This window comes from Streptomyces sp. R21 (assembly GCF_041051975.1).
Lineage (GTDB): Bacteria > Actinomycetota > Actinomycetes > Streptomycetales > Streptomycetaceae > Streptomyces.
Genome location: NZ_CP163435.1, coordinates 8,941,863 through 8,962,778 on the forward strand (window position 1 = coordinate 8,941,863; position 20,916 = coordinate 8,962,778).

The following is a 20,916-nucleotide window of genomic DNA, read 5'->3' on the forward strand; positions in this document are numbered from 1 at the left end:
CCGCCCGCTCCGGACCGCAGGATCCGGGGCGGGCGGCTCGACCACGGCTCGCCCGTGACCAGGTACACCACGCGTCGGGCTACCGAGGCTGCGTCATCGGCGAACCGCCCGGGTGTCCCGAGTCCGGGTGCCCGCCGCAGCCGCAGGTCGTACCGTGGCTGTGACCCTGGGCGTCGGCGAGGTCGAGACGGACCGACGGGTAGCTCGGCTCCCCGCCGTCAGCCGGCACCGGGAGCAGCAGCGCGTAGTAACGAACGGCCGTGAACACCGGCGGCTCGGGCAGGTTCAGCGCCGCCATCGCGGCGGAGGCGGCTTCGTGGCGCTCCCCGTTGACGCGGATCTCAGCCTGCATCGCGCCGGGTCGCCCGCCGTAGAAGACCTTGACCCCGTTGAAGAACGGCGATTCCAGGTCCGCGGTGAAAGTGGCTGCGATGCGGTGCAGCACGTTCGCGTCCAGCAGAGCATTCTGCAAGCGCCGGTTCTCGTCGACGTCGAGCCCGAAGCCGACCGCACCGGAGATGATCGAGTGCCACCCGGGAACGCCGCGCTCGTGACCGGGCCCCGCGTGGTCCGCGAAGCGCTCGCGACGGTCGAGGAGTTCCAGCATGCACGCACCGGCCGTCTGCACCCACGCGTCGGCCGCCTTGCGGGGATCCCCGGACATCGCGACCACGCAGTCCATGAAGCACGGCACGTCAGGCTGGACGCTCACGTCCGGCAGCGCGACGAGGTCGTAATGGCGGCCGCCCCCATGGTGGGGCGGCGCGACGCCCACCGCCCATCCGCTCGGGCTGCTCAGCGAATTGCCCTTGAGCTCGGTGCCCCGCGTCACGCCGGGCGCGTACTCCTCAAGGCTCGCCTTCACGAGGGCGAGAAAGTCGAGGTCGGGCAGGCGTTCCTCAGGCGGCTCTGTGTTGCGCGCACGGCGTCGTATCCAAGGCATGCGGCGGATCCTACTGAGCCGCTCCGCACGTCCGGGCGAGCAGGCGCTGCGGCCCCCGCATACGTACGCCTCCTGGGCCTGGCTCAATGGTCGGACGGCCGGCTACTGGTAGCAGTCGTCTCCACCGTCGTCCGGGTCGGGGCGGGAGCGCGTGCGGAAGGTGCGGCGGTAGGTGTCGGGGGGTACGCCGACCGTTCGGTTGAAGTGGCGCGCGGCGTCGTGGCAGTGCCCATGCCGGTGGCTGTCGCGATGGCGTCGACGCTGTCGTCGGTGTTCTCCGGCAACTCCTGGGCGCGGCGGATGTGTTGGGTGAACAGCCACTGCAGCGGAGCGGCGGCACGACCAGGCGGCGGGCGGCGGCGTCGGCGACCGACGACCCGTGGTCGAGGCGGACGAGGTGCAGGCACAGGTCCAGCGCGGCGGCCTTGCCCGCGGAGGTGAGCACGCTGCCGTTGTCCACGTAGAGCACGTCCGGGTCGACCTCCACCTCGGGGTAGCGGGCGGCCAGTTCATCGGTGTGCGCCCGGTGCGTGGTCGCGCGCCTCCCGTCCAGCAGGCCGGCCGCCGCCGGCACAAGGGCGTCCGTGCGGCCAGCGAGGCAAGACCCATGTCCGGAATTGTGCGGGGGATGTCGTTCCGGACGCTGGCGGTGGGGTGCCGGTCACCGGCATGATGTACGCAGTTGATCATTCGAGCGGGGGAGAGTCCATGGAAACGGGTCAGACGGTCGCGGTGTTCGGTGCGTACGGGCACACCGGGCGGTTCGTGGTGGCAGAGCTGCGGGAGCGCGGGTTCATCCCGGTGCTCTCCGGCCGTGACGCGGACAAGCTGCGGACGCTGGCGGCTTCCCATCCCGGACTCGACGTCCGACCGGCGTCGGTCGAGGACCCGGCCTCGCTCGACCGCGCCCTGGCCGGTGCGGCGGCCGTGATCAACTGCGCCGGGCCCTTCGCCACGACGGCCGCCCCCGTGATCGAGGCGGCACTGCGCGCCGGGATCCCGTATCTGGACGTGGCGGCCGAGATCGAGGCCAATGCCGACACCTTCGCGCACTTCGCGGACCGCGCCCGCGCCGCCGGAACGCTGGTCGTCCCCGCGATGGCCTTCTTCGGCGGCCTCGGCGACCTGCTGGCCACCGCGGCGATGGGCGACTGGACCGCGGCCGACGAGGCGCACATCGCGTACGGGCTGAGCAGTTGGCACCCCACGGGCGGGACGCGCGACGCGGGCAAGGTCTCCGGCGAGCGGCGGGGCGGCCGGCGCGTCCGCTACACGAAGGGGCGGCTGGAGTACCACCACGACGACCTGCCCACCCTGGAGTGGTCCTTCCCCGAGCCGATGGGCACCCGGCCCGTCATCGGCGAGTTCACGATGGCCGACGTGGTCACCATCCCCAGCCACCTGCCCATCCCCGAGGTACGCACCTACATGGCGACCGAGGCGGCTCGGGAGCTGTCGGCCCCGGACACCCCGGCCCCGACCGCCGTCGACGACAGCGGTCGGTCCGCGCAGACCTTCCTCGTCGACGTCGTCGTACGCTCCGGCGACGTTGAACGGCGGGCCGTGGCGCGGGGCCAGGACATCTACGCCGTCACCGCACCGCTCGTGGTGGAGGCGCTCGACCGCATCCTCACGGGACAGGCCAAGGCGGTCGGTGTCGCCTCCGCCGGCGAGCTCTTCGACGCCCCGGCCTTCCTGCGCGCGCTGGCTCCGCACATTTCGCTCGAGCTGACCCGGTAGGCGAATCTTCGTCGTACGGGGGCCTCTTGGCCCTCGTACGACGCGGAAGGAGGCGCCGTCTCCGGGCACGCCTCTTGTGGGAGCGCTCCCACGTCGAGAGGATGGGACTCATGGATCACCAGCCGAGAGTGCGTTCCCACAGGACCGAAGACCACGCAGCGGTGGCGCACGTGTGCGTGATGACCGCGGACAACGGAGGGGACTCGCGGGCCCTTTACCCGGACGAGCAGCTGATGCCGACCCTGTTCGCGCATCCCTACTGCCACCTCGAACCGGACCTTGCCTTCGTCCTCGACGACGGGACCGGCCGAGCCGTCGGCTACATCGTCGGCACCGCCGACACCGAGAGATTCGTCCGCGACTTCCGGGACACCTGGATCCCGCGCGTCGCCGACCGTTACCCCCGGCGTACGACGCCACCGCGCACGCCTGGCGACGCGATGGTCGACCTACTGCACCACCCGGAACGCATGATCCTTCCCGAACTCGCCCCGTACCCCGCGCATCTGCACATAGACCTGCTCCCCGAGTGGCAGCGCCGGGGCTTCGGCCGAGCCCTGATGGACGCCTTCCTCGGCGCGCTGGCCGCCCGCGCAGTCCCCGCCGTCCACCTCGGCATGGTCACCACCAACAAACCCGCCCGCGTCTTCTACGACCGCCTCGGCTTCCACGAGATCTCCGTACCGGACCCGGGCCCCTTGACCTACCTGGGCAGGTCGACGGCCAGGACACCCTGACCGTCGGCTTCAGCCGCCGGAGCGGGCCGATCCCATGGGAGTGAACGCTCCACGTCAGCGCGAGGTAGCCGCTTCGGAGACCCACCCTCGCGCCTTGGCGTGGGGTACGACGAACACGCCGTGGCTGGTCTCGATCGAGTGGGCATGCACGGCACCGTGGAGGGAGGGTGGCCACTGCGTGGCTGCTGTCCAGCGGGCTCCGGCCAGTTTGAGGCGGCTGCGGCCATGTGGTTCCCCGGGACCCACATCCAGGTCGATGAGGTTCGCGCCACTGAGGTCGGCTCGCTCGAAATCCGCCTTCCACGCCTGGGCACCGGTGAGATCGGCGTCCCGGAGGTCCGCGCCGGCGAAGTCGCCGCCGCGGAGATCGGCGCCGCGCAGGTCCGCACCGCGAAGTCGGCCGTCCTGGAGCCGTTGCCTGCGCAGGTCGGTGTCGCGCAGGTCGGTCTCCTCCAGGATCGCCGTGCCGAGTGCCGTGTCGAGCCGCGCCTGGCGCAGGTCGGCGCCCCGGAGGTCCGCGTAGTGAAGGTCGGCGCCGCGCAGGTCGGCATCTCTCAAGTCGGCAGCACGGAGGATGCAGTTGGGCATCTTCGCATCCCGCAGATCGGCGCCCGCCAGGTTGGCGCTGTTCATGGTGGCCTTGGACAGCGACGCGTGGCGCAGGTCGGTGTCGCGCAGATCGGCGTGGCGCAGGTCGCAGCTGTCGAGATGGGCGTCGCGGAGGTCCGCCCGATGCAGATCGGCGCCTTCGAGGGTCGCCGACGTCAGATTGGCCACCTGGAGGTCGGCTCCCTGCAACTCGGCTTCGCGCAGGTCGGCGCCCCGTAGATCAGCGCCGCGCAGATGGGCGCCCCGCAGGCCGGCACCGCGCAAAGTGGCGTTCTGCAGACCGACGTTGACCAACCGCAGCCCTGACGTCACCACGGCCGTGCTCGGTTCGTGGGCGAGTGGCTGCCTGCCGGGCAAACCGCGGGGGATGCCGGAATCCCCGTCGGGTCGGAAGGCCGGTGCACGACGAGAGATCACAGCGATGACCCGGCCGGCGAGGCTGTCGACGCGCACAGCAGTCACACTCCTTCTTGGTCGACATCCGTTGAACCAGGGGTCGTTTCGGGTGGGGAAGGCTGCTCCCCTCGTGCCGCCGTACCAAGGAGCGCCAGCGGGCCCCGATCGGGCGTGGGCCTCGTGCCCGTCTGCGAGGACTCCTGGAGCGCCGCCATCGCGGCCTCGCGGCCCAGATGCATCAGCAGCGGCACCAGGACGGTGACCTTCTCGAACGCCAGAAGCGAGGCCGCACCCGTCACCACGGCCATCCACGCGGAGGCCGACGGCGACGTGCTCACGACGGCCGCGGCAGCCCCCGCGCCCACGACGATCCGCAGGCAGACGGCGATGCCGTAGGCCAGCAGTCCCGGGGCGGGCAGTTCGTCGGGGACGTGACGGCCCCGGGAATCCGGCTCCGTGCCGCGATCGGGAGTCAGCGTGCTCGCGCCCACGAGCCACGGCAGCATTCTCCGTCGCCGTACGGCGATGATGTAGTCGAGGGCTTCCATGGCGAAGCCGCCAAAGGCTCCCCACAGCACGCCTTCCCAAAGGACCATGGCGGCGAAGGTAGTGAAGCGTGCGCTCACCGCAAACTCGTGATGGCGGAGTGCTCGCAAGTGAACGGGGCTGACCCGAGTTGTTCGAGGAGCAGTCGGGTTGTGCCATGTGGTGATCACTCCATCGCCTCGCGCGTTCATGCGCAAGCATCCGGCGATGCGGGCCGTCGTCGCCTCTCAGCGGAGTGGGGTCCGGGGTATCGAGGAGAAGTCCGCGTCGCGCGGTCGGCGTTGCTGCCACGGAAGGCTGACCAGGCCTGTCTCGTAGGCGAACACGACGGCCTGGACGCGGGTGCGGGCGACGGCCTTGGTCAGGATGCTGCTGATGTGGGTCTTGACGGTGGTGGGGGCGATCGACAGCCGTTCGGCGATCTCCGAGTTGCTCCAGCCGGAGGCGAGGGCGATGAGGACCTCGCGTTCGCGCTCGGTGAGGAGGGACAGCCGCAGCTTCCGCTCGGGGGTGTGCTCGGGGATCCGATGGCGGACGGCGTTGATGAGTTCGCTCGTCAGCCGGGGTGAGATCACGGAGTCCCCGCCGGCCACCGTGCGGAGGGCGGCCAGCAGTTCGGCGGGGAGCGCATCCTTGAGGAGGTAGCCTCCGGCGCCCGCATGCAGGACGGCGCCGGCGTACTCGTCGACGTCGAAGGGGATCAGGGCCAGCACACGGGGCGGGCGTCCTCTCGGTCGATCAGCGCCGACGGCACCCGGGCGGCTGTCGGGTCGGGCGATGCTGCGCAGGGTCTGGACGCCCTGGTGGTGGGGCGCGTCCATGTCCACGAGGACCACCTCGGGGTGGACCTCGGCGGCAGCTCGGACTGCCTCAGGACTGTGGGCTGCCTCGCCGACGACGGTGAGGTCGGGCTGGGCGTCCAGGAGCAGGCGAAGGCCGAGGCGCTGCAGCGCATGGTCGTTGACGATGAATACGGTGGTCATGCGGGCGTTCTCCAAGCGGGAGTTCTCCAGCGGGCGGGAGATGCCATTGCTGCGCGCGTCGAGGTGGGTCGGGCGAAGACCCGGCCGCGGACCTCGGGTTGGTCCGGGGCGCGGCCGGGTCCTGTACCCGCGCCGGTGCCTGTCCCCACGGGCGGCGGCGCGGACCGGGCGCGCGCTCCGCTCGAACAGGCGCCCGGGGCTGGGATGTTGACGGTGAACGGCCTGCTGGTGGCCCGCCGGTTCACTCGGCCGTGGCGTGCTCAGTCCTTGAGGGTGTTCAGCACGGCGGTGGCCATACCGCGCTCACCGCGTTCGTTGGGGTGGACGACGGCTGCCGGACTGCTGGGCCTGAGGGGTTCGATCCAACGGGTGTCCGTCGGGGAGCAGGCGTCATGGCCGACGGACGGGGTGAACGTGTCGACGTAGGTCGCTCCGGCGGCGTTCGCCCGATCGCGGAGCATGGTGTTCAGCTGCTGCTCCTTCTCGTGGAGGAACGTCACATCGCCGGGTGCCAGGGGGATATCGTCACGGCAGTCGGCGCCCTTGGTGGGCAGGATCGCCGGGTAGCCGACCACGTAGACGCGGGCGTCGGGCGCCCGGTGTTTGATCTCGTTCAGGGTGCGAGCGAGCCGGTCGCCCGTGGCGCGGATCTTCTGCGCCACCTTGTCGGTGTCGCCCGAGGTGTACTTCTCTTCGCAGGGCGCATCGTCGGAGATGTCGGCGACCTTGTCGGCCAGCTTGAAGAGCACACCGGTGGTCACACACTTGGTGATCATCGAGCTGAAGTCGATGTCGTTGCCGCCGATGCCGAGAGTGACCAGCTTCGTGGCGGCGGACAGTGCGGAGAGCTGTGCGGGGTTGGTGCCGTTGTCGGTGGACTGGGGAGCGGTGAGGTTGGTGATGGTGGCGCCGCTGCAACTGACGTCGTGGAAGTCGGCCGCCTTGATGCCGAGTCTTTTGGCCACGACGGCCGGGTAGTTGCGGCCTGAGCGGTCGCAGCCGGCCGGATCGCCGGTCTGGGGCGGGATCTTGGGGCCCGAGGTGTACGAGTCGCCGAGGGCGACGTACGGCCCCTTGGGCGGCGCCTTGTCGACGTTGTTGTTGGCGTTGTCGGAGTTCTTTCCGATGCTGACGGCGGTGACCAGTACCCCGCATGCCAGGGCCGTGCCTATGCCGGTTCGTGCCAACGGTCCCATTGCTGTGTCCTGTTCTTCGTCGTGGATGCTCAACTGCGGTGCGGGCGCCGCTGAGAGGCGGGGCCCTGAGCGGTGCCGAGGTGGGTCGGCTTCAGGGGACGTGTCGGTGAACACGGGCGGGGACGTGGTCAGATGGCCCGGCCGTGAGACGGGGCGGGCGGCTGGGGTGGGTCGGTTCCTGCGAGCGGGTCGCCTTACGCAGGTCGGACGAGACCGGTGTCGTAGGCGAAGATCACGGCCTGGACGCGGTCGCGGGCGTCGATCTTGGTGAGGATGCGGCCGATGTGGGACTTGACGGTGGACTCGGCGAGATGGAGGCGTTCGGCGATCTCGGTGTTGGTCCAGCCGGTGGCGATGGCGGTGAGGACCTCGCGTTCGCGCGCGGTGAGATCGTCCAGACGGTGTTGCTGCTGCGGGCTGTGGCCGGGCAGACGGTCGCCGAACGTGTCGATGAGCTTGCGGGTGAGTCCGGGGGAGATGACGGCGTCACCCGCGGCCACCGCCCGGACACCTGCGACGAGTTCCTCGGGCAGGGCGTCCTTGAGCAGGAAGCCGCTGGCTCCGGCGCGCAGGGCGTCGTAGGCGTATTCGTCGAGGTCGAAGGTGGTCAGCACCAGGATGCGGGAGCGGCCGCCGGACTCCACGATGCGGCGGGTGGCCTCGATCCCGTCCATGCCGGGCATGCGTACGTCCATCAGGACGACGTCGGGACGGAGTTCGGCCGTCGCACGGACGGCCTCGCTGCCGTTGGTGGCCTCGCCGACGACGGTCATGTCGGACTGGGCCTCCAGGAGCATGCTGAAGCCCATGCGCTGCAGGGCCTGGTCGTCGACGATGAGGACGGTGGTCATGAGGGGTGCTTCTCCGGAGAGTTGGTGGGCGGGGTCGGGACGAGGAGCGCCTGGACGGTCCAGCCGCCCTGGGCGTTGGGGCCGGCGATGACGCTGCCCTGGTAGAGAGCGGCGCGTTCGCGCATACCGACCAGGCCACGGCCGGTGCCGGTCCGCGAGCGGCTGGTCTTGGGGGAGCGGGGCGGGCCGGTGTCGTCGACGGTGACGTGGACCGCATCCGCGTCGGCCGTGAGGGACACGCGCACCGAGGTGTCGGACGCGGCGTACTTGACGGTGTTGGTCAGGGCTTCCTGGACGATGCGGTACACGGCGAGTTGGAGACCGGGGGGCAGGCCGGTGAGGTTGCCGGGGGAGTCCAGGGTGACGGTGGGTCCGGCGGCGCGGACGCGGTCCAGCAGGGCGTCGAGGTCGGCCAGGCCGGGCTGCGGGGCGAGCGGGGCGTCGTGCGGCTGGTCGTTGTCGTCGCCGATGACGGCGAGCAGGCGGCGCAGTTCGGCCAGGGCGTCGCGGCCGCTGGCGCTGATGATGCGGAGTGTCTGGCCGCCGCGTTCGGGCTTGGTCTCGGCGAGGGCGGCGGCACCGTCGGCGAGGCCGACGATGACGGCGAGGGTGTGGCCGAGGATGTCATGCATCTCGCGGGAGACCCGGGCGCGTTCCTGCGCGGTGGCGAGCCGGGCCTGCTGGTCGCGCTCCTTGCGCAGCGAGTCGATGTAGGTGTCGGCGATCCGGCTGAGCAGACCCAGCGCGGCGAACGCGGCCATCGCGGTCATCGCCATCAGGGTCACGACCTCCGGCCGGGTGGCGTGCTCCAACTGCCCGCCCCGCCAGAAGACGGCGGCCCACGCGACGAGCTGCGCGATGGTGACGCCGACGGCGACGGCCAGTTGGCGCGGGGTGCAGTAGCGGCCGACGTTGAACAAGGCCACGACCCGTGCGGACTCGGCACCGGTCATCACCCCCAGGGGAAGAGCCGCCACGGACACGACGGTGGTGAGGGCGAAAACCAGCATGGGCCGCCGCTCCCGCCACAGCAGCGGCACGGTGAAGGCGAGGAGGAGCGCCAGCTGTGCCGGGGCGTCGCCGGTGTTGAAGGGGTTGAGGTAGGACGTGGCGCCGAGCGCGGCGCAGAAGGCCGGTACCCCCCAGCGTCGGACCTTGGGGTGGGCCCGGTCGACCCGCCGCCACGACGCCAGCTTGGAGACGACCGGGGCGAGCCCGCGCTGCTCCGCATCGCTCGTCAGGCTCTCCAGGAGCCGGCGCTCGTCCGAGTCGGCGGCCGATGAGGGTGTCCCCTGCTCGTGGGAGGCCGAGAGCTTGGGGGATTGTGCGCTCGGTCCGGTCACGGGTGAATCCTTACGGGTCGGGGCCGCCCGCCGGTCTCGGGGGATGGGACCGGCGGGCGGGGCTGGGGAGTCGGACGGATGGAAGTCGGCCGTTCCTGTGGCGGTCGGGCTGAGGGCGGGGCTGTCCCTGCTCGCCCTCTCTCGTCAGTTCTTCCGGTTCATTTTCTTCCTCGGCTTGCTCGCCCTGCTCACCTTGCTCACGTCCGTTGCTTCGGGCTCGGTCGGGTCGGCCGGTGCGGCGGCGTCGCGGCTGCGTGCGAGAGGCTGCTTCAGCCCGGACAGTCCCTTTATCCTGCCGCGATGGTGCCGGGGAAGCGGCGACGAGGGCGCGGCCGTGACCGTGTCGTCGGAGCGGGAGCCGGAGCCGGTGGTGAAGCCGGGCGGGGAGCTGTAGTCGTCCGAGCCCGTGTGAGCCCCGGCGGCCACCCCGACGAGTACGGGCTCAGGTGCGGTGCTCGGCTGCTCGGCGGCCAGCACGTGGCGCAGCTTCTCGCCCTCCACGTCCACGTTGGGCATGATCCGGTCGAGCCACTTGGGCAGCGTCCAGGCGCGGCGGCCGAGCAAAGTCATGACGGCCGGGACGATGGTCATGCGGACCACGAAGGCGTCGAAGAACACCGCCGCGCCGAGGCCGAGGCCGACCGACTTGATCAGCGCCGCGTCGTCGAGGAGGAACCCGGAGAACACGGAGATCATGATGACCGCCGCGGCGGTGACCACCCGTCCGCTGTGCCGGAAGCCTCCGATGATGGCCTGGGTGGGTGCGGCTCCGTGGACGTACTCCTCCCTCATTCGGGTCACGAGGAAGACCTCGTAGTCCATGGCCAGCCCGAACACGACTCCGATCAGCAAGATGGGCAGGACGCTGACGATGGGCGCGGTCTGGTCGACGCCGAAGATGTCGGAGAGCCAGCCCCACTGGAAGACCGCGACCAGGACGCCGAGGGTGGAAGCGATGGTGAGCAGGAAGCCGAGCGTCGCCTTGAGCGGGATCAGGATGGAGCGGAAGACCAGCAGCAGCAGGACCAGGGCCAGGCCGACGACGATGGCCAGGTAGGGGATGAGGGCCTGGGCGAGCTTGGTCGAGACGTCGATGTTGACGGCCGTGGCGCCGGTGACCATCAGATCGGCGCCGGTGTCCTTCTGCAGGGCGGCGCTGTGGTCGCGGATGTTCTTGACCAGGTCCTTGGTGGCCTCGCTGGTGGGTGCACTGTCGGGGATGACGCCGATGATGGCGACGTCACCGTCCTTGTTGAAGGCCGCTTCACGGACCGACGCGACGTCGTCCAGCTTGCCCATCACCGCGGTGGCGTCCGTGGCGGCGGCCTTGGGGTCGTCGCTGTCGCGGGCGTCGACGACGACGGTCAGCGGGCCGTTGAAGCCGGGGCCGAAGCCCCTGCTGAGGGTGTCGTAGGCGAGGCGCTGGGTGCTGTACGGAGGCTTCATGGAGTCGTCGGGCAGCGTCATGCGCAGTGACAGGGCGGGGATGGCCAGCAGCCCGAGGCCGATCACCGAGGTGACCAGGACCTTGACGGGGTTGCGGGTGACGAACTTCGCCCAGCGCACGCCCATCGACTCGCCCTCGCCGCGCTCCAGCGCCTTCATGCGGGGGGTCTGCAGCTTGCCCTTCATGACCCGCGTACCGGCGAAGCCGAGCAGAGCGGGCAGCAGAGTCAGTGCGATCACCACGGCGACGGCGACCGCGAACGCGGAGCCCAGGCCCATGGAGGTGAGCATCTGGATGCCGATGACGCTCAGGCCCGCCAGCGCGATGATCACGGTCAGGCCCGCGAAGACGACCGCAGAGCCGGCGGTGCCCAGGGCGCGCCCGGCGGCCTCTTCGGGGTCGTGGCCGTCACGGATCTCGTTGCGGTAGCGGGAGACGATGAACAGGGCGTAGTCGATGGCGACCGCCAGGCCCAGCATCAGTGCCAGGGTGGAGGCCTGCGAGGCGATGTCGAAGAACTGGGTGGCGACGGTGATCGAGAGGATCGCCGCAGCCACGCCGAGGATCGCGGTCAGCAGGGGGAGCCCGCCGGCGATCAGCGAGCCGAAGGTGACCATCAGGACGACGGCGGCGACGGCGAGGCCGATCAGCTCGGCCGCCTTGCTGGCGGCCTTCTCCTTGACGGCGTCGCCGCCCAGGCTCACCGTCAGACCGGCCTTGTCGCCCTGGGCGACGACGTCGTCCTGGACGGCATGGGCGGCGTCACTGACGTCGGCCTGGGCGACCTTGTACGTCACCCCGGAGTAGCCGATGGTGCCGGACTTGCTGACCTGTCCGCTGGTGAAGGGGCCGGAGACGCTCGACACCTGCGGTGACTTCTCGAGCTTCGCGACCATGGACTCGACCACGGCCTTGTTCGCGGCGGAGGTCAGCTTCTGTCCGCTGGGGGCTTCGATCACGATCCGCGCGTCGGCGCCGTCGGCGGCTGCCTGGGGGAACTCCTTGCCCAGCAGGTCGATGGCCTGCTGGGACTGGGTGCCGGGCAGTGTGAAGCTGTCCGACGTCTTGCCGGTGGAACTCATGGCGCCGATGCCGACGGCGGCCAGGACGGCGATCCACAACATGAGGACGAGGCGTCGTCGCCGGAACGACACCCGGCCGAGTCGATAGAGGAAGGTGGCCACGGATTACTCCCACCAGGAGAAGAGCTCATTTGCGTGAGCTGGGGCCTGATTTGGCCTTGATCTCAAGCTAGGAGCGGAATTCCGCGCTCCCTGCCCCCTGCGGGACCCATTCGACGTCGGGCGGTTAGTACCGCAGTACTAGTAACCGCTGCTCATCCTCGAAACCACCCGCTGCTCAGCGCGGGACGGTGACCATGACGCGTCCGCGCCCGCCCGCGTCGACCCGGTCGTGGGCCTTGGCGATGTCCTCCAGCGGGAAGCGGTCACCGATATCGACCGTCAGTGCACCGACGGCGGCCGCGGAGGTGAGGTCGCGGGCGGCCTGCCGTTTGGCCGCGGCGGGGAAGTCGTCGCTGCCGAGCAGACGCAGCGTGACGTTGTTGAACAGCAGGGGCCAGAAGGGGAGTTCGGTGCGGTCGTCGTGGGTGCCGTAGGCGGCGATCACGGCGTCGAGCGCGGTGACCGCGTTGTCGAGGTCGGCGTTGGCCGACAGCGACACCTCGACGACGCGGTGCACGCCGTCGGGCGCGTACGCGCGGATCGCGGCTGCCGGGTCGTCGGAGTCCAGCGCGACGGCGTGGGAGACGACCGCCGGGTCGACGCGCTCCAGATCGCTTGCGCGCCGCACGGTGCCGATGACGTTGGCGCCGCCCCAGCGCGCGAGCTGCGCGGCCAGCGAGCCGACGCCGCCGAGGACACCGTGCACGAGGACGAGGCGGCCGTCGACCGGGCCGTCCGCGAACACCGCGCGGTGGGCGGTGATGCCGGGGATGCCGAGGCTCGCGCCGAGTTCGTCGCTGAGGTGATCGGGGAGCGGGACAGCCAGGTCGCCGGGTACGACGGTGTACTGGGCGGCGGTGCCGAAGGCCCGGTAGGACTGGGCGCCGTACACCCACACCCGCTGCCCGGTGCGACGCTCGTCGACGCCCTCGCCCACGGCGTCGATGACACCGGCCGCGTCGCTGTGCGGGATCACGCGGGGGTACGGCATCGACGAGCCGAGCCAGCCGCGCCGCTTCTTCGTGTCGCCGGGATTGATGCCGGAGACGGTCACGCGGACGCGGACCTCGCCGGGGCCGGGCTGGGGGTCGGGCAGCTCGCCGACGTGCAGCACGTCGGCGGCGGGGCCCTGTTGGTCGTACCAGGACGCGAGCATGGAAGTACCTCCGGTGGCTTTCAGGAGTACGCGGGTGGTTCTTCGCCCAAGACCTCACGGAGCCAGGCGCGTTCGGCGCGGCTGGTGGCACGGGCGGTGAGGAGCAGGCCGCGCCGGTAGGGGTCGGGGAGGAGGGAGAGGAACGACAGGATCGTGGCGAACCGCGTCTGGTCGGTGATCTCGTGGTCGGCGGGCTTGCGCAGCCGGTCCAGCATGACGGCCGGTCAGGCTGAGTACGTAGCGTGCGCCGCCCGCGCGCGGGTCGGCCCGTCGTTCCAGAAGGCCCGCCTTGGAGAGGCGGTTGATGGCCGGGTAGAGCGTGCCGTCGCTGACCGGGCGGGTGTAGCCGGTCAGTTGGGAGACACGGCGGCGCAGCTCGTGAGCGGGCAGGGGGCCCTCTGCGAGGAAGCCGAGTATCGCCAGTTCCAGCACGGGGTCACCTTCTCACGCACTACATCGAATCGATGTGTACATCGTATCGATGTCCTGGGCTCACTGAACCCACGCGGTCGTCCGGTTCGCCTGTCCGGCCCCTTCCGCAGCGATTGGCTGTTGACAGGCTTGGTTAATGGGATTAGCTTTTAGCTAACAAGATTAGCCAAGCCAGGGGGATCCAATGACCGAGTACCTTGCCGTCGACGGCGGCACCATCGCTTACGAGGTGGCGGGGTCCGGCCCGCTGGTCGTGCTCGCGCACGGCATGGGTGACAGCCGCGCCGCATACCGTGCGGTGATCCCGCAGCTGGTGGAGGCGGGCTACCGGGTCGCCGCGGTCGATCTGCGCGGCTGTGGCGAGTCCAGCGTCGGCTGGCCCGCCTGGAGCCGCACCGCCATCGCCGGCGACCTGCTCGCCGTGATCCGCCACCTGGGCGGCCCGGCCGTGCTCGTCGGCCACTCGGTCTCCGGCGGCGCCGCCACCATCGCAGCGGCGCAGGAGCCCTCGCTCGTCACCGCGGTCGTCGAGTTGACGCCGTTCACCCGCAAGCAGTCGATCAGCCTCGGCGATCTGCGGGTGAAGCGCGTCCGGCGGGGCATGCTGCGGCTGGTCGGCACCGCTACGTTCGGCAGCGCGTCACTCTGGGCCTCGTACCTCGACGTGGCCTACCCCGGCGTGAAGCCGGCCGACTGGACCGAGCGACTGGGCCGCATCGACTCCCTGCTGCGCGAGCCGGGCCGGATGAAGGCCCTGCAGGGCATGGGCCGCAGCGCCCCGACCGACGCCGGCGCCCAACTCGGCAACGTCCGCTGCCCGGTCCTGGTCGTGATGGGTACGCTCGACCCAGACTGGGCCGACCCGCATGCCGAGGGTTCGGCGATCGTCGATGCCCTGCCGTCCGGCCTGGGCCGCCTCGAAATGATCGAGGGCGCCGGGCACTACCCGCACGACCAGTTCCCCGACCAGGTGATTTCGCTCATCCTCGGCTTCCTCCGGTCGGAGGCCGTCCGTGCCTAGGGTCGGCCTGGACCCGGCGGCCGTGGTCGCGGCCGGCGCCGCCCTCGCCGACGAGGTGGGCCTCGCCAACCTGACGATGGGCCTGCTGGCCGAGCGGGTCGGCGTGCGTACCCCCTCCCTGTACAAGCACGTGGGCGGCCTGGAAGACCTCAACCGGCGCATCGCGGTGCTGGCGTTGAAGGAGACCGCCGACGCCGTCGGCGACGCGGTCCAGGGGTACGCGGGCCGCGACGCCCTGGCGGCCGCGGCCCGCGCCTTCCGCGCCTTCGTCGTGGAACACCCCGGCCGGTACAGCGCGACGATCGGCATGGAACCGTCCGGTCCCGACGATCCGCTGGCCACCGCGGGGCAGGGGCTGCACGCCGCGTTCATGGCGGTCCTGCGCGGCTACGAGATCGCAGACGCCGACGTGGACCACGCCCTGCGCATGCTCCGCAGCCTCTGCCACGGCTTCGCCACGTTGCAGGCGGCCGGTGGCTTCCAGTGGAGCGCCGACATCGACGAGAGCTTCGAGTGGCTGATCGCGTTCGCCGACCGGGGTCTGCGCACCATGTGAACGCCGCCGCCCAGAAGGCCGCCGCCGTCGACAGCGGCGTATGCGCGATCCCCTGGGCGACGACATTGACCCGGATCATCCATCCGGGAACCCGGTCCGCTGTTTCTCGGCGACTCGAGCCCGAGGCCCGTCCGAGCAGAGGGCTCGGCCGCTACCGCCCCGCCACGACTTCCCGCACAAGTGTCACGAGATCCGGGATTGCCGGATGCCCCGGCGTGCCGCCGCGCCAGACCAGGACGAGGGGGACACCAGGGGCGTCCGTCAGCGGGCGGTAGGCGATGGCCGGGTGCGTGTGCATGCCGGGCGTCGCCGATGTGGAGACGCCCACCGCGCGGCCCGCGGCGATCGCCGTCAGCCACTCGTCCGTGTTCGTGACCTCGACCGCCGCCACGGGGCGTGCATCCGTCGGCCACAGGTCCAGCGTGGTCGTCCCCGCGACGATGTTCATGGCGACCGGCCACGCCGCGAGGTCCGCCAGCGTGAGCGTGTCCCTGCTCGCGAGGTCGCTGTCGGCCGGCACCACGGCGACCCGCTCCTCCGTGAGCAGTTGCACGGTGACCAGCCCCGGCCCCGTCACGTGACCGCGCAGCAGCGCCACGTCCACCTTGCCCTGGGCGAGCCCCGCGAAGCGGTCGTCGATGCGGCGCAGCTCCAGCGGTACGTCAGGGTGCTCCTCGTCCCAGCGCCGCAGCAGGGGGAAGGTGTAGTCGCCGAGCGCCGCCCACGGGTGCCCGAGCCGCAGCGGCCACGCCGTCAGGGCGCCGGGGTCGAGGGCCGCGTCCACGGCGGCGACCGCCGCGGCGGCCTTGTCGCGGAACATCCGGCCCTCCGCCGTCAGCTCCAGATGGTGCGTGGAACGGTCGACCAGGCGTACGCCGAGGTGGTCCTCCAGCTGGCGCAGCGTGCGGGAGAGGGCGGGCTGGCCGGTGTGCAGCCGAGCCGCGGCGCGCGTGATCGTGCCCTCCTCGGCGATGGCGAGGAAGGCCCGCAGATGGCGCAGCTCCATGGTCATGCCCACCAAGCATAACCACCGCGCAAGCGGCATTTCACGGCGCGCGGCCGCATCCCTAGCGTGAAGGACATGACGAACACGGCAACCACCTCCACAGCGCCGGGACCGACAGCGGGCACCCTCGTCCGTACGCCCCCGGGCGTGGGCAGCCTCGGCGGCATCGGCATGGTGCTGGGAGGCGCGGTCTCGGTGCAGTTCGGCTCCGCCGTCGCCGCCCTGCTCTTCCCGCGGGCCGGCGCGCTCGGTGTCGTGTCGCTGCGCGTGACGATCGCGGCGCTGCTCCTGCTGGTCGTGTGCCGCCCCCGGCTCCGTGGCCACTCCCGTACCGACTGGGCCGTGGCCTGCACTTTCGGTCTCGCGCTCGGCGGCATGAACCTCCTCTTCTACCAGGCCATCGACCGGATCCCGCTCGGCCCGGCCGTCACCCTGGAGGTCCTCGGCCCGCTGTTGCTGTCCGTCGCCGGGGTGCGCCGCGCGCTCAGCCTGGTGTGGGCCGGCCTGGCACTCGCGGGGGTCCTCCTGCTCGGCCGCGGCGGTTTCGCCGAACTCAACCTCGCGGGGGCCGGCTTCGCCCTCGCGGCGGGCGCCATGTGGGCGGCGTACATCGTCTTCAACGCCCGGGCGGGAGCCCGCTTTCCGCGCCTGGACGGCCTGGCCGTCGCGATGGCCGTGGCCGCGCTGGTGAGCCTGCCCCTGGGCATCGGCTCGGCGGGCGGCACCTTGCTGAGGCCGGACGTACTGGGACTCGGGCTGGTGATCGCCGTACTGTCCTCAGGGCTGCCGTACACCCTGGAACTGCTGGCCCTACGGCGGCTGCCGACGGCGACCTTCGCGGTGCTGATGAGCCTGGCACCGGCGCTCGCCGCGCTGGCCGGATTCCTGGTGCTGGGCCAGACGCTGTCCCCGCTGGAGTGCGTGGCCATCGCCCTGGTGGTCGCGGCGAGCGCGGGAGCGGTGCGCAGCGGGGCCGGGGAGCGGGCCTAGCGCAGGGGTGCGGGCGCCCGCGTGTGTGCGCAGGGTGCGCCCGCCCTGGGCCGGCGCGGTATGCGCTCAGCCGATGAAGTGGTCGGCCGCTTCGGCGAGGGTGTGGTGGAGGTCGAGCGCCCAGTTGCGCAGCCCGGCCTGGACGAATGGGCGCGCTCCCCAGCCACCCCGTGCGGTCACGTGCGTGTCATTGACATCAGGAGTCAGTCCTCTACCGTTGACCCCCGCACAGCATGTCGCACAGGTTTCGATATCTCGAACAGGCACCTGGAACACCACCCAGTGGGGCGGGGAACGGGACTCGCCGCCCCATGTCATAGACATGCGGAGGACTTCGTGACCCCACCCCTCGGCAGACGGTCGTTCCTCACCGTGGCCGGCGCCGCCGCCACGGCGCTGACCGTGACGGACGGCTCCGCGGCTCAGGCGGCCGCGCCACGCCCCGCCGACCGGACCCGCCAACTGGCCACCCGGGTAAGGCCGTTCCCGCTCACCGCGGTAACCCTGCTGGCCGGACCGTTCAAGGACAATCAGAGCCGCAACACCGCCTATCTGCGCTTCGTCGACATCGACCGGCTGCTGCACACCTTCCGCCTGAACGTCGGCCTGCCCAGCACCGCCCAGCCCTGCGGCGGCTGGGAGGGCCCGAGCATCGAACTGCGCGGGCACTCCACCGGCCACCTCCTGTCGGGCCTCGCCCTCGCGTACGCCAACGCAGGCGACACCGCCCTGCGCGACAAGGGCCGCCGACTGGTCACCGCCCTGGCCGCATGTCAGAACGCGTCCCCGTCGGCGGGCTTCGGCAAGGGCTATCTGTCGGCCTTCCCGGAGAGCTTCTTCGACCGGCTGGAGGCCGGTACGGGCGTCTGGGCCCCCTACTACACCCTGCACAAGATCATGGCGGGCCTGGTGGACCAGTACATACTGGCCGGGAACGACCAGGCCCTCGACGTGCTCCTGCGCAAGGGGGAGTGGGTCAACCAGCGCACCGCCAGGCTGAGTTACGAGCAGATGCAGCGCGTGCTGGAGACCGAGTTCGGCGGCATGAACGACGTGTTCGCCGACCTGCACGCCATCACCGGCGACGCCGTCTGGCTGCAGGTCGCCGAACGCTTCACCCACGCCCGGGTCTTCGACCCGCTGGCTGCCGGAGAGGACCGGCTCGCCGGACTGCATGCCAACACCCAGATCCCGAAGATGGTCGGGGCGATACGGCTGTGGCAGGAGGGCCTGCCCGACCGCTACCGCACGATCGCCGGCAACTTCTGGCAGATCGTCACCGACCACCACTCCTACGTCATCGGCGGCAACAGCAACGGCGAGGGCTTCCACGAACCCGACGTCGTCGCGGGGCAGTTGTCCAACGGCACGTGCGAGAACTGCAACAGCTACAACATGCTCAAGCTGACCCGTCTGCTGCACTTCGAGGCACCGGACCGCACCGACCTCCTCGACTACTACGAGCGCACCCTGTTCAACCAGATGCTGGGCGAGCAGGACCCGGACTCCGCGCACGGCTTCAACATCTACTACACCGGCCTCGGGCCGGGCTCCTTCAAGCAGCAGCCCTCCTTCATGGGCACGGACCCGAACGCCTACTCCACCGACTACGACAACTTCTCCTGTGACCACGGCACTGGCATGGAGACGCACGCGAAGTTCGCCGACACGATCTACACGCACGACGACAAGCGGCTGCTGGTCAACCTGTTCATCCCCTCCCAGGTCCGCTGGCAGGAGAAGAACATCACCTGGCGGCAGACCACGAACCTGCCCGACGCCCCCTCGACCGCGCTCACCGTCACCGCCGGAGGCGCCACCCACCAGTTGCTGATCCGCATCCCGGCCTGGGCGTCCGGAGCCCGCGTCGCACTGAACGGCCGTACCCTCTCCAACCGCCCCGCGGCGGGCAGTTGGCTGACCCTCGACCGCGCCTGGCGCCTCGGCGACCGCGTCGAGGTCACCCTCCCCATGCGTACGACCGTGGAGGCCACCCCCGACGACCCCGACGTGAAGGCCGTCCTGCACGGCCCGGTGGTCCTGGCCGGAGCGTACGGCGACACGGCCAGTGGGTGGATGCACCGCCTGGACACCTCCACCATCCGGCAGGCGTCGGCCAGTCCGCTGCGGCTCACCGCGACCGCCGACGGCGAGGCCGTCACGCTGCTGCCCATCGCCCGCGTCCACCACCAGTACTACGACGTCTACTGGCTGACCGGTCAACCCCCGTCGCCGCCTCCCGAGTTCGCCGCCTGGCATCGCTTCGACGAGACCTCGGGCACGACGGCAGCCGACGCCACCGGCAACGCCAGGACCGCGACCCTCGCAGGCGGTGCCTCCTGGACCCAGGGGCGCACCGGCGGAGCCGTCGCCCTGGACGGGGAGAACGGCCATGTCGCCCTCGCCGACGACCTGTTGGCGGGCGCGTCCGCCTACTCCGTGGCGACCTGGCTGAAGCTGGCCGGCCAACCGGCGGGCTGGAGCCGGATCTTCGACATCGGCACCGGCGTCAGCGCCAACATGTTCCTGACCCCGCTGAGCGACACGGGCACCCTGCGCTACGCGATCACCGCGGGCGGCGGGGGAGCGGAGCAGCGCATCAACGCCGACCCGCTGCCCACGGACCGCTGGGTCCACGTGGCCGTGACCTATGCGGCCGGCACCGCCGTGCTGTACGTCGACGGCCAGGAGGCGGGCCGCAACAGTGCCGTCACCGTCGAACCGCGCTACTTCGGCAACCACATCCGGGCCGCGTACATCGGCAGGTCCCAGTACGCGGACCCGTACCTGAAGGCGGCGGTGGACGACTTCCGCGTCTACGGCAGAGGACTGAGCGCGGCCGAGGTCGCGGCGCTGGCCCAGGGCGCGGCCGTACGCGCGAAGGGAGTGTGAAGTGCAGCCGCACAGCCGGGGTGTGACGCGACGTCAGGCCATCGTGCTCGGCGCGGTGACGGCGGGCACGGTCGCGTTCGAGGTCGACGGGTCCACCGCAGCCGTACCAGAGACCGCGACCGCGTCGAGGACCGGACCCGCACGTGAGCGGTTCTTCAACGACGGGTGGCGCTTCCTGCGGGGCGATGCCCAGTCGCCGTCGTTACTGCGCTCGGCCACGGTCGCGTTGCCGGTGGTGGAAGAGTGACGGGGCCCTAGGCTGCCACTCGGCACCGATTTCTACCCAGGAGCGCGCATCATGTTCGACCCCGCCCGGAAGCACCCGTACCCCGATGCCCTCTCACCGGACGAAGCGCCCGCGCCGCACCCACTTCTGGCGCCGCTGATCGGGATTCTGGGCACCTGGGCCGGTCGGGGCCGTGGCGAGTACCCGACGCTCGCCGAGGAGTTCGTGTACGAGCAGGAGATCAGCTTCCGTCACGACGGGCGGCCGTTTCTCCACTTCGAGTCGCGTGCCTGGCTGCTCGATGCGGACGGCACCCCGCTGCGGCCGTCGGCTCGCGAGAGCGGCTGGTGGCGGTTGCAGCCCGACGGGCGTGTGGAGGCTCTGATCACCCAGCCCACCGGAATCGCGGAGATCCTGGTCGGCCGTGCCGTCGCCGGCACGGCCGACCTCGCCACCCATGAGGTGGCCCGCACTCCCACGGCCAAGGAGGTCACCGCCACCCGCCGCCGCTACACCCTGACCGACCAGGACACGCTCAGCTTCGCCCACGACCTCGCCGCGGTGGGGCAGCCGCTGCAACACCACTTGTCGGCGCAGCTCCGTCGCGTGGAGCGAGGCTGATCGTCCGGCGAACGGGATGATCAACGGTCGTGGGGCACCGT

General features: G+C 71.0%; 18 protein-coding genes and 2 pseudogenes. 8 read left to right on the forward strand and 12 right to left on the reverse strand.

Translation table 11 applies throughout. From position 1 onward, the window contains the following. Positions 1 to 79 precede the first annotated feature (79 nt). Entirely contained in the window at positions 80 to 943 is an 864-nt protein-coding gene (locus tag AB5J56_RS40015; RefSeq protein WP_369240528.1) for a DUF6348 family protein, read from the reverse strand. A gap of 102 nt (positions 944 to 1,045) precedes the next feature. Continuing rightward, positions 1,046 to 1,511 (reverse strand): annotated as a pseudogene (locus tag AB5J56_RS40020) (helix-turn-helix domain-containing protein); the annotation flags it as partial. A gap of 140 nt (positions 1,512 to 1,651) precedes the next feature. On the opposite strand from AB5J56_RS40020, the gene AB5J56_RS40025 reads away from it, so the two are divergent. Next, positions 1,652 to 2,683 carry a trans-acting enoyl reductase family protein gene (locus AB5J56_RS40025; RefSeq protein ID WP_369240530.1) on the forward strand — a complete coding sequence of 344 codons (1,032 nt, stop codon included), beginning with the start codon at positions 1,652 to 1,654 and terminating at the stop codon, positions 2,681 to 2,683. A 110-nt stretch (positions 2,684 to 2,793) separates the two neighbouring features. Beyond that, the gene (locus AB5J56_RS40030) at positions 2,794 to 3,420 is read left to right on the forward strand and encodes a GNAT family N-acetyltransferase (protein WP_369240532.1); all 627 of its coding nucleotides are present in this window, start codon (positions 2,794 to 2,796) and stop codon (positions 3,418 to 3,420) included. 54 nt (positions 3,421 to 3,474) lie between these two features. Here the strand turns inward: AB5J56_RS40030 and AB5J56_RS40035 are convergent, their stop codons facing one another. From AB5J56_RS40035 to AB5J56_RS40075, 9 genes and pseudogenes are all read right to left on the reverse strand, one after another. After that, positions 3,475 to 4,482 carry a pentapeptide repeat-containing protein gene (locus tag AB5J56_RS40035; protein WP_369240534.1) on the reverse strand — a complete coding sequence of 336 codons (1,008 nt, stop codon included), beginning with the start codon at positions 4,480 to 4,482 and terminating at the stop codon, positions 3,475 to 3,477. A 5-nt stretch (positions 4,483 to 4,487) separates the two neighbouring features. Continuing rightward, positions 4,488 to 5,021 carry a hypothetical protein gene (locus AB5J56_RS40040; RefSeq protein WP_369240536.1) on the reverse strand — a complete coding sequence of 178 codons (534 nt, stop codon included), beginning with the start codon at positions 5,019 to 5,021 and terminating at the stop codon, positions 4,488 to 4,490. Between the two features lie 177 nt (positions 5,022 to 5,198). Next, complete coding sequence (locus AB5J56_RS40045) at positions 5,199 to 5,954, reverse strand: LuxR C-terminal-related transcriptional regulator (protein ID WP_369240538.1); 756 nt, start codon at positions 5,952 to 5,954, stop codon at positions 5,199 to 5,201. A 260-nt stretch (positions 5,955 to 6,214) separates the two neighbouring features. Further along, positions 6,215 to 7,150: an SGNH/GDSL hydrolase family protein gene (locus AB5J56_RS40050; RefSeq protein WP_369240540.1), complete on the reverse strand. Its 936-nt coding sequence runs from the start codon at positions 7,148 to 7,150 to the stop codon at positions 6,215 to 6,217. A gap of 194 nt (positions 7,151 to 7,344) precedes the next feature. Then, complete coding sequence (locus AB5J56_RS40055; protein ID WP_369240542.1) at positions 7,345 to 8,001, reverse strand: response regulator; 657 nt, start codon at positions 7,999 to 8,001, stop codon at positions 7,345 to 7,347. Next, on the reverse strand, positions 7,998 to 9,344 hold the full coding sequence (locus tag AB5J56_RS40060) for a sensor histidine kinase (protein ID WP_369240544.1): 1,347 nt from the start codon (positions 9,342 to 9,344) through the stop codon (positions 7,998 to 8,000). Before AB5J56_RS40060 ends, AB5J56_RS40055 begins: the two co-directional genes overlap by 4 nt. Positions 9,345 to 9,488: 144 nt before the next feature. After that, positions 9,489 to 11,975 carry an MMPL family transporter gene (locus AB5J56_RS40065; protein ID WP_369240546.1) on the reverse strand — a complete coding sequence of 829 codons (2,487 nt, stop codon included), beginning with the start codon at positions 11,973 to 11,975 and terminating at the stop codon, positions 9,489 to 9,491. 175 nt (positions 11,976 to 12,150) lie between these two features. Further along, positions 12,151 to 13,131 (reverse strand): NADPH:quinone reductase, encoded by a 981-nt coding sequence (locus tag AB5J56_RS40070; RefSeq protein ID WP_369240548.1) that lies wholly within the window; start codon positions 13,129 to 13,131, stop codon positions 12,151 to 12,153. Positions 13,132 to 13,151: 20 nt separating this feature from the next. Beyond that, positions 13,152 to 13,563, reverse strand: a pseudogene (locus AB5J56_RS40075) (PadR family transcriptional regulator). Between the two features lie 184 nt (positions 13,564 to 13,747). On the opposite strand from AB5J56_RS40075, the gene AB5J56_RS40080 reads away from it, so the two are divergent. Further along, positions 13,748 to 14,584, forward strand: a complete 837-nt coding sequence (locus tag AB5J56_RS40080; protein WP_369240550.1) for an alpha/beta fold hydrolase — start codon at positions 13,748 to 13,750, stop codon at positions 14,582 to 14,584. Positions 14,585 to 14,606: 22 nt separating this feature from the next. Further along, positions 14,607 to 15,140: a TetR/AcrR family transcriptional regulator gene (locus tag AB5J56_RS40085; protein ID WP_369243062.1), complete on the forward strand. Its 534-nt coding sequence runs from the start codon at positions 14,607 to 14,609 to the stop codon at positions 15,138 to 15,140. Positions 15,141 to 15,291: 151 nt separating this feature from the next. On the opposite strand, the gene AB5J56_RS40090 is transcribed toward AB5J56_RS40085, so the two are convergent. Beyond that, positions 15,292 to 16,152, reverse strand: a complete 861-nt coding sequence (locus tag AB5J56_RS40090) for a LysR family transcriptional regulator (RefSeq protein WP_369240552.1) — start codon at positions 16,150 to 16,152, stop codon at positions 15,292 to 15,294. Between the two features lie 69 nt (positions 16,153 to 16,221). Between AB5J56_RS40090 and AB5J56_RS40095 the strand changes: the two genes are divergently transcribed. The 4 genes from AB5J56_RS40095 to AB5J56_RS40110 all read left to right on the forward strand — a co-directional run bounded on the left by AB5J56_RS40095 (position 16,222) and on the right by AB5J56_RS40110 (position 20,875). Beyond that, entirely contained in the window at positions 16,222 to 17,136 is a 915-nt protein-coding gene (locus tag AB5J56_RS40095) for a DMT family transporter (RefSeq protein WP_369240554.1), read from the forward strand. A 336-nt stretch (positions 17,137 to 17,472) separates the two neighbouring features. Next, a complete protein-coding gene (locus AB5J56_RS40100; RefSeq protein ID WP_369240556.1) occupies positions 17,473 to 20,028 on the forward strand; it encodes a beta-L-arabinofuranosidase domain-containing protein in 2,556 nt (851 codons plus the stop codon). A gap of 22 nt (positions 20,029 to 20,050) precedes the next feature. Continuing rightward, complete coding sequence (locus tag AB5J56_RS40105) at positions 20,051 to 20,275, forward strand: hypothetical protein (protein WP_369240558.1); 225 nt, start codon at positions 20,051 to 20,053, stop codon at positions 20,273 to 20,275. Positions 20,276 to 20,326: 51 nt separating this feature from the next. Continuing rightward, on the forward strand, positions 20,327 to 20,875 hold the full coding sequence (locus tag AB5J56_RS40110; RefSeq protein WP_369240560.1) for an FABP family protein: 549 nt from the start codon (positions 20,327 to 20,329) through the stop codon (positions 20,873 to 20,875). Positions 20,876 to 20,916: the final 41 nt, after the last annotated feature.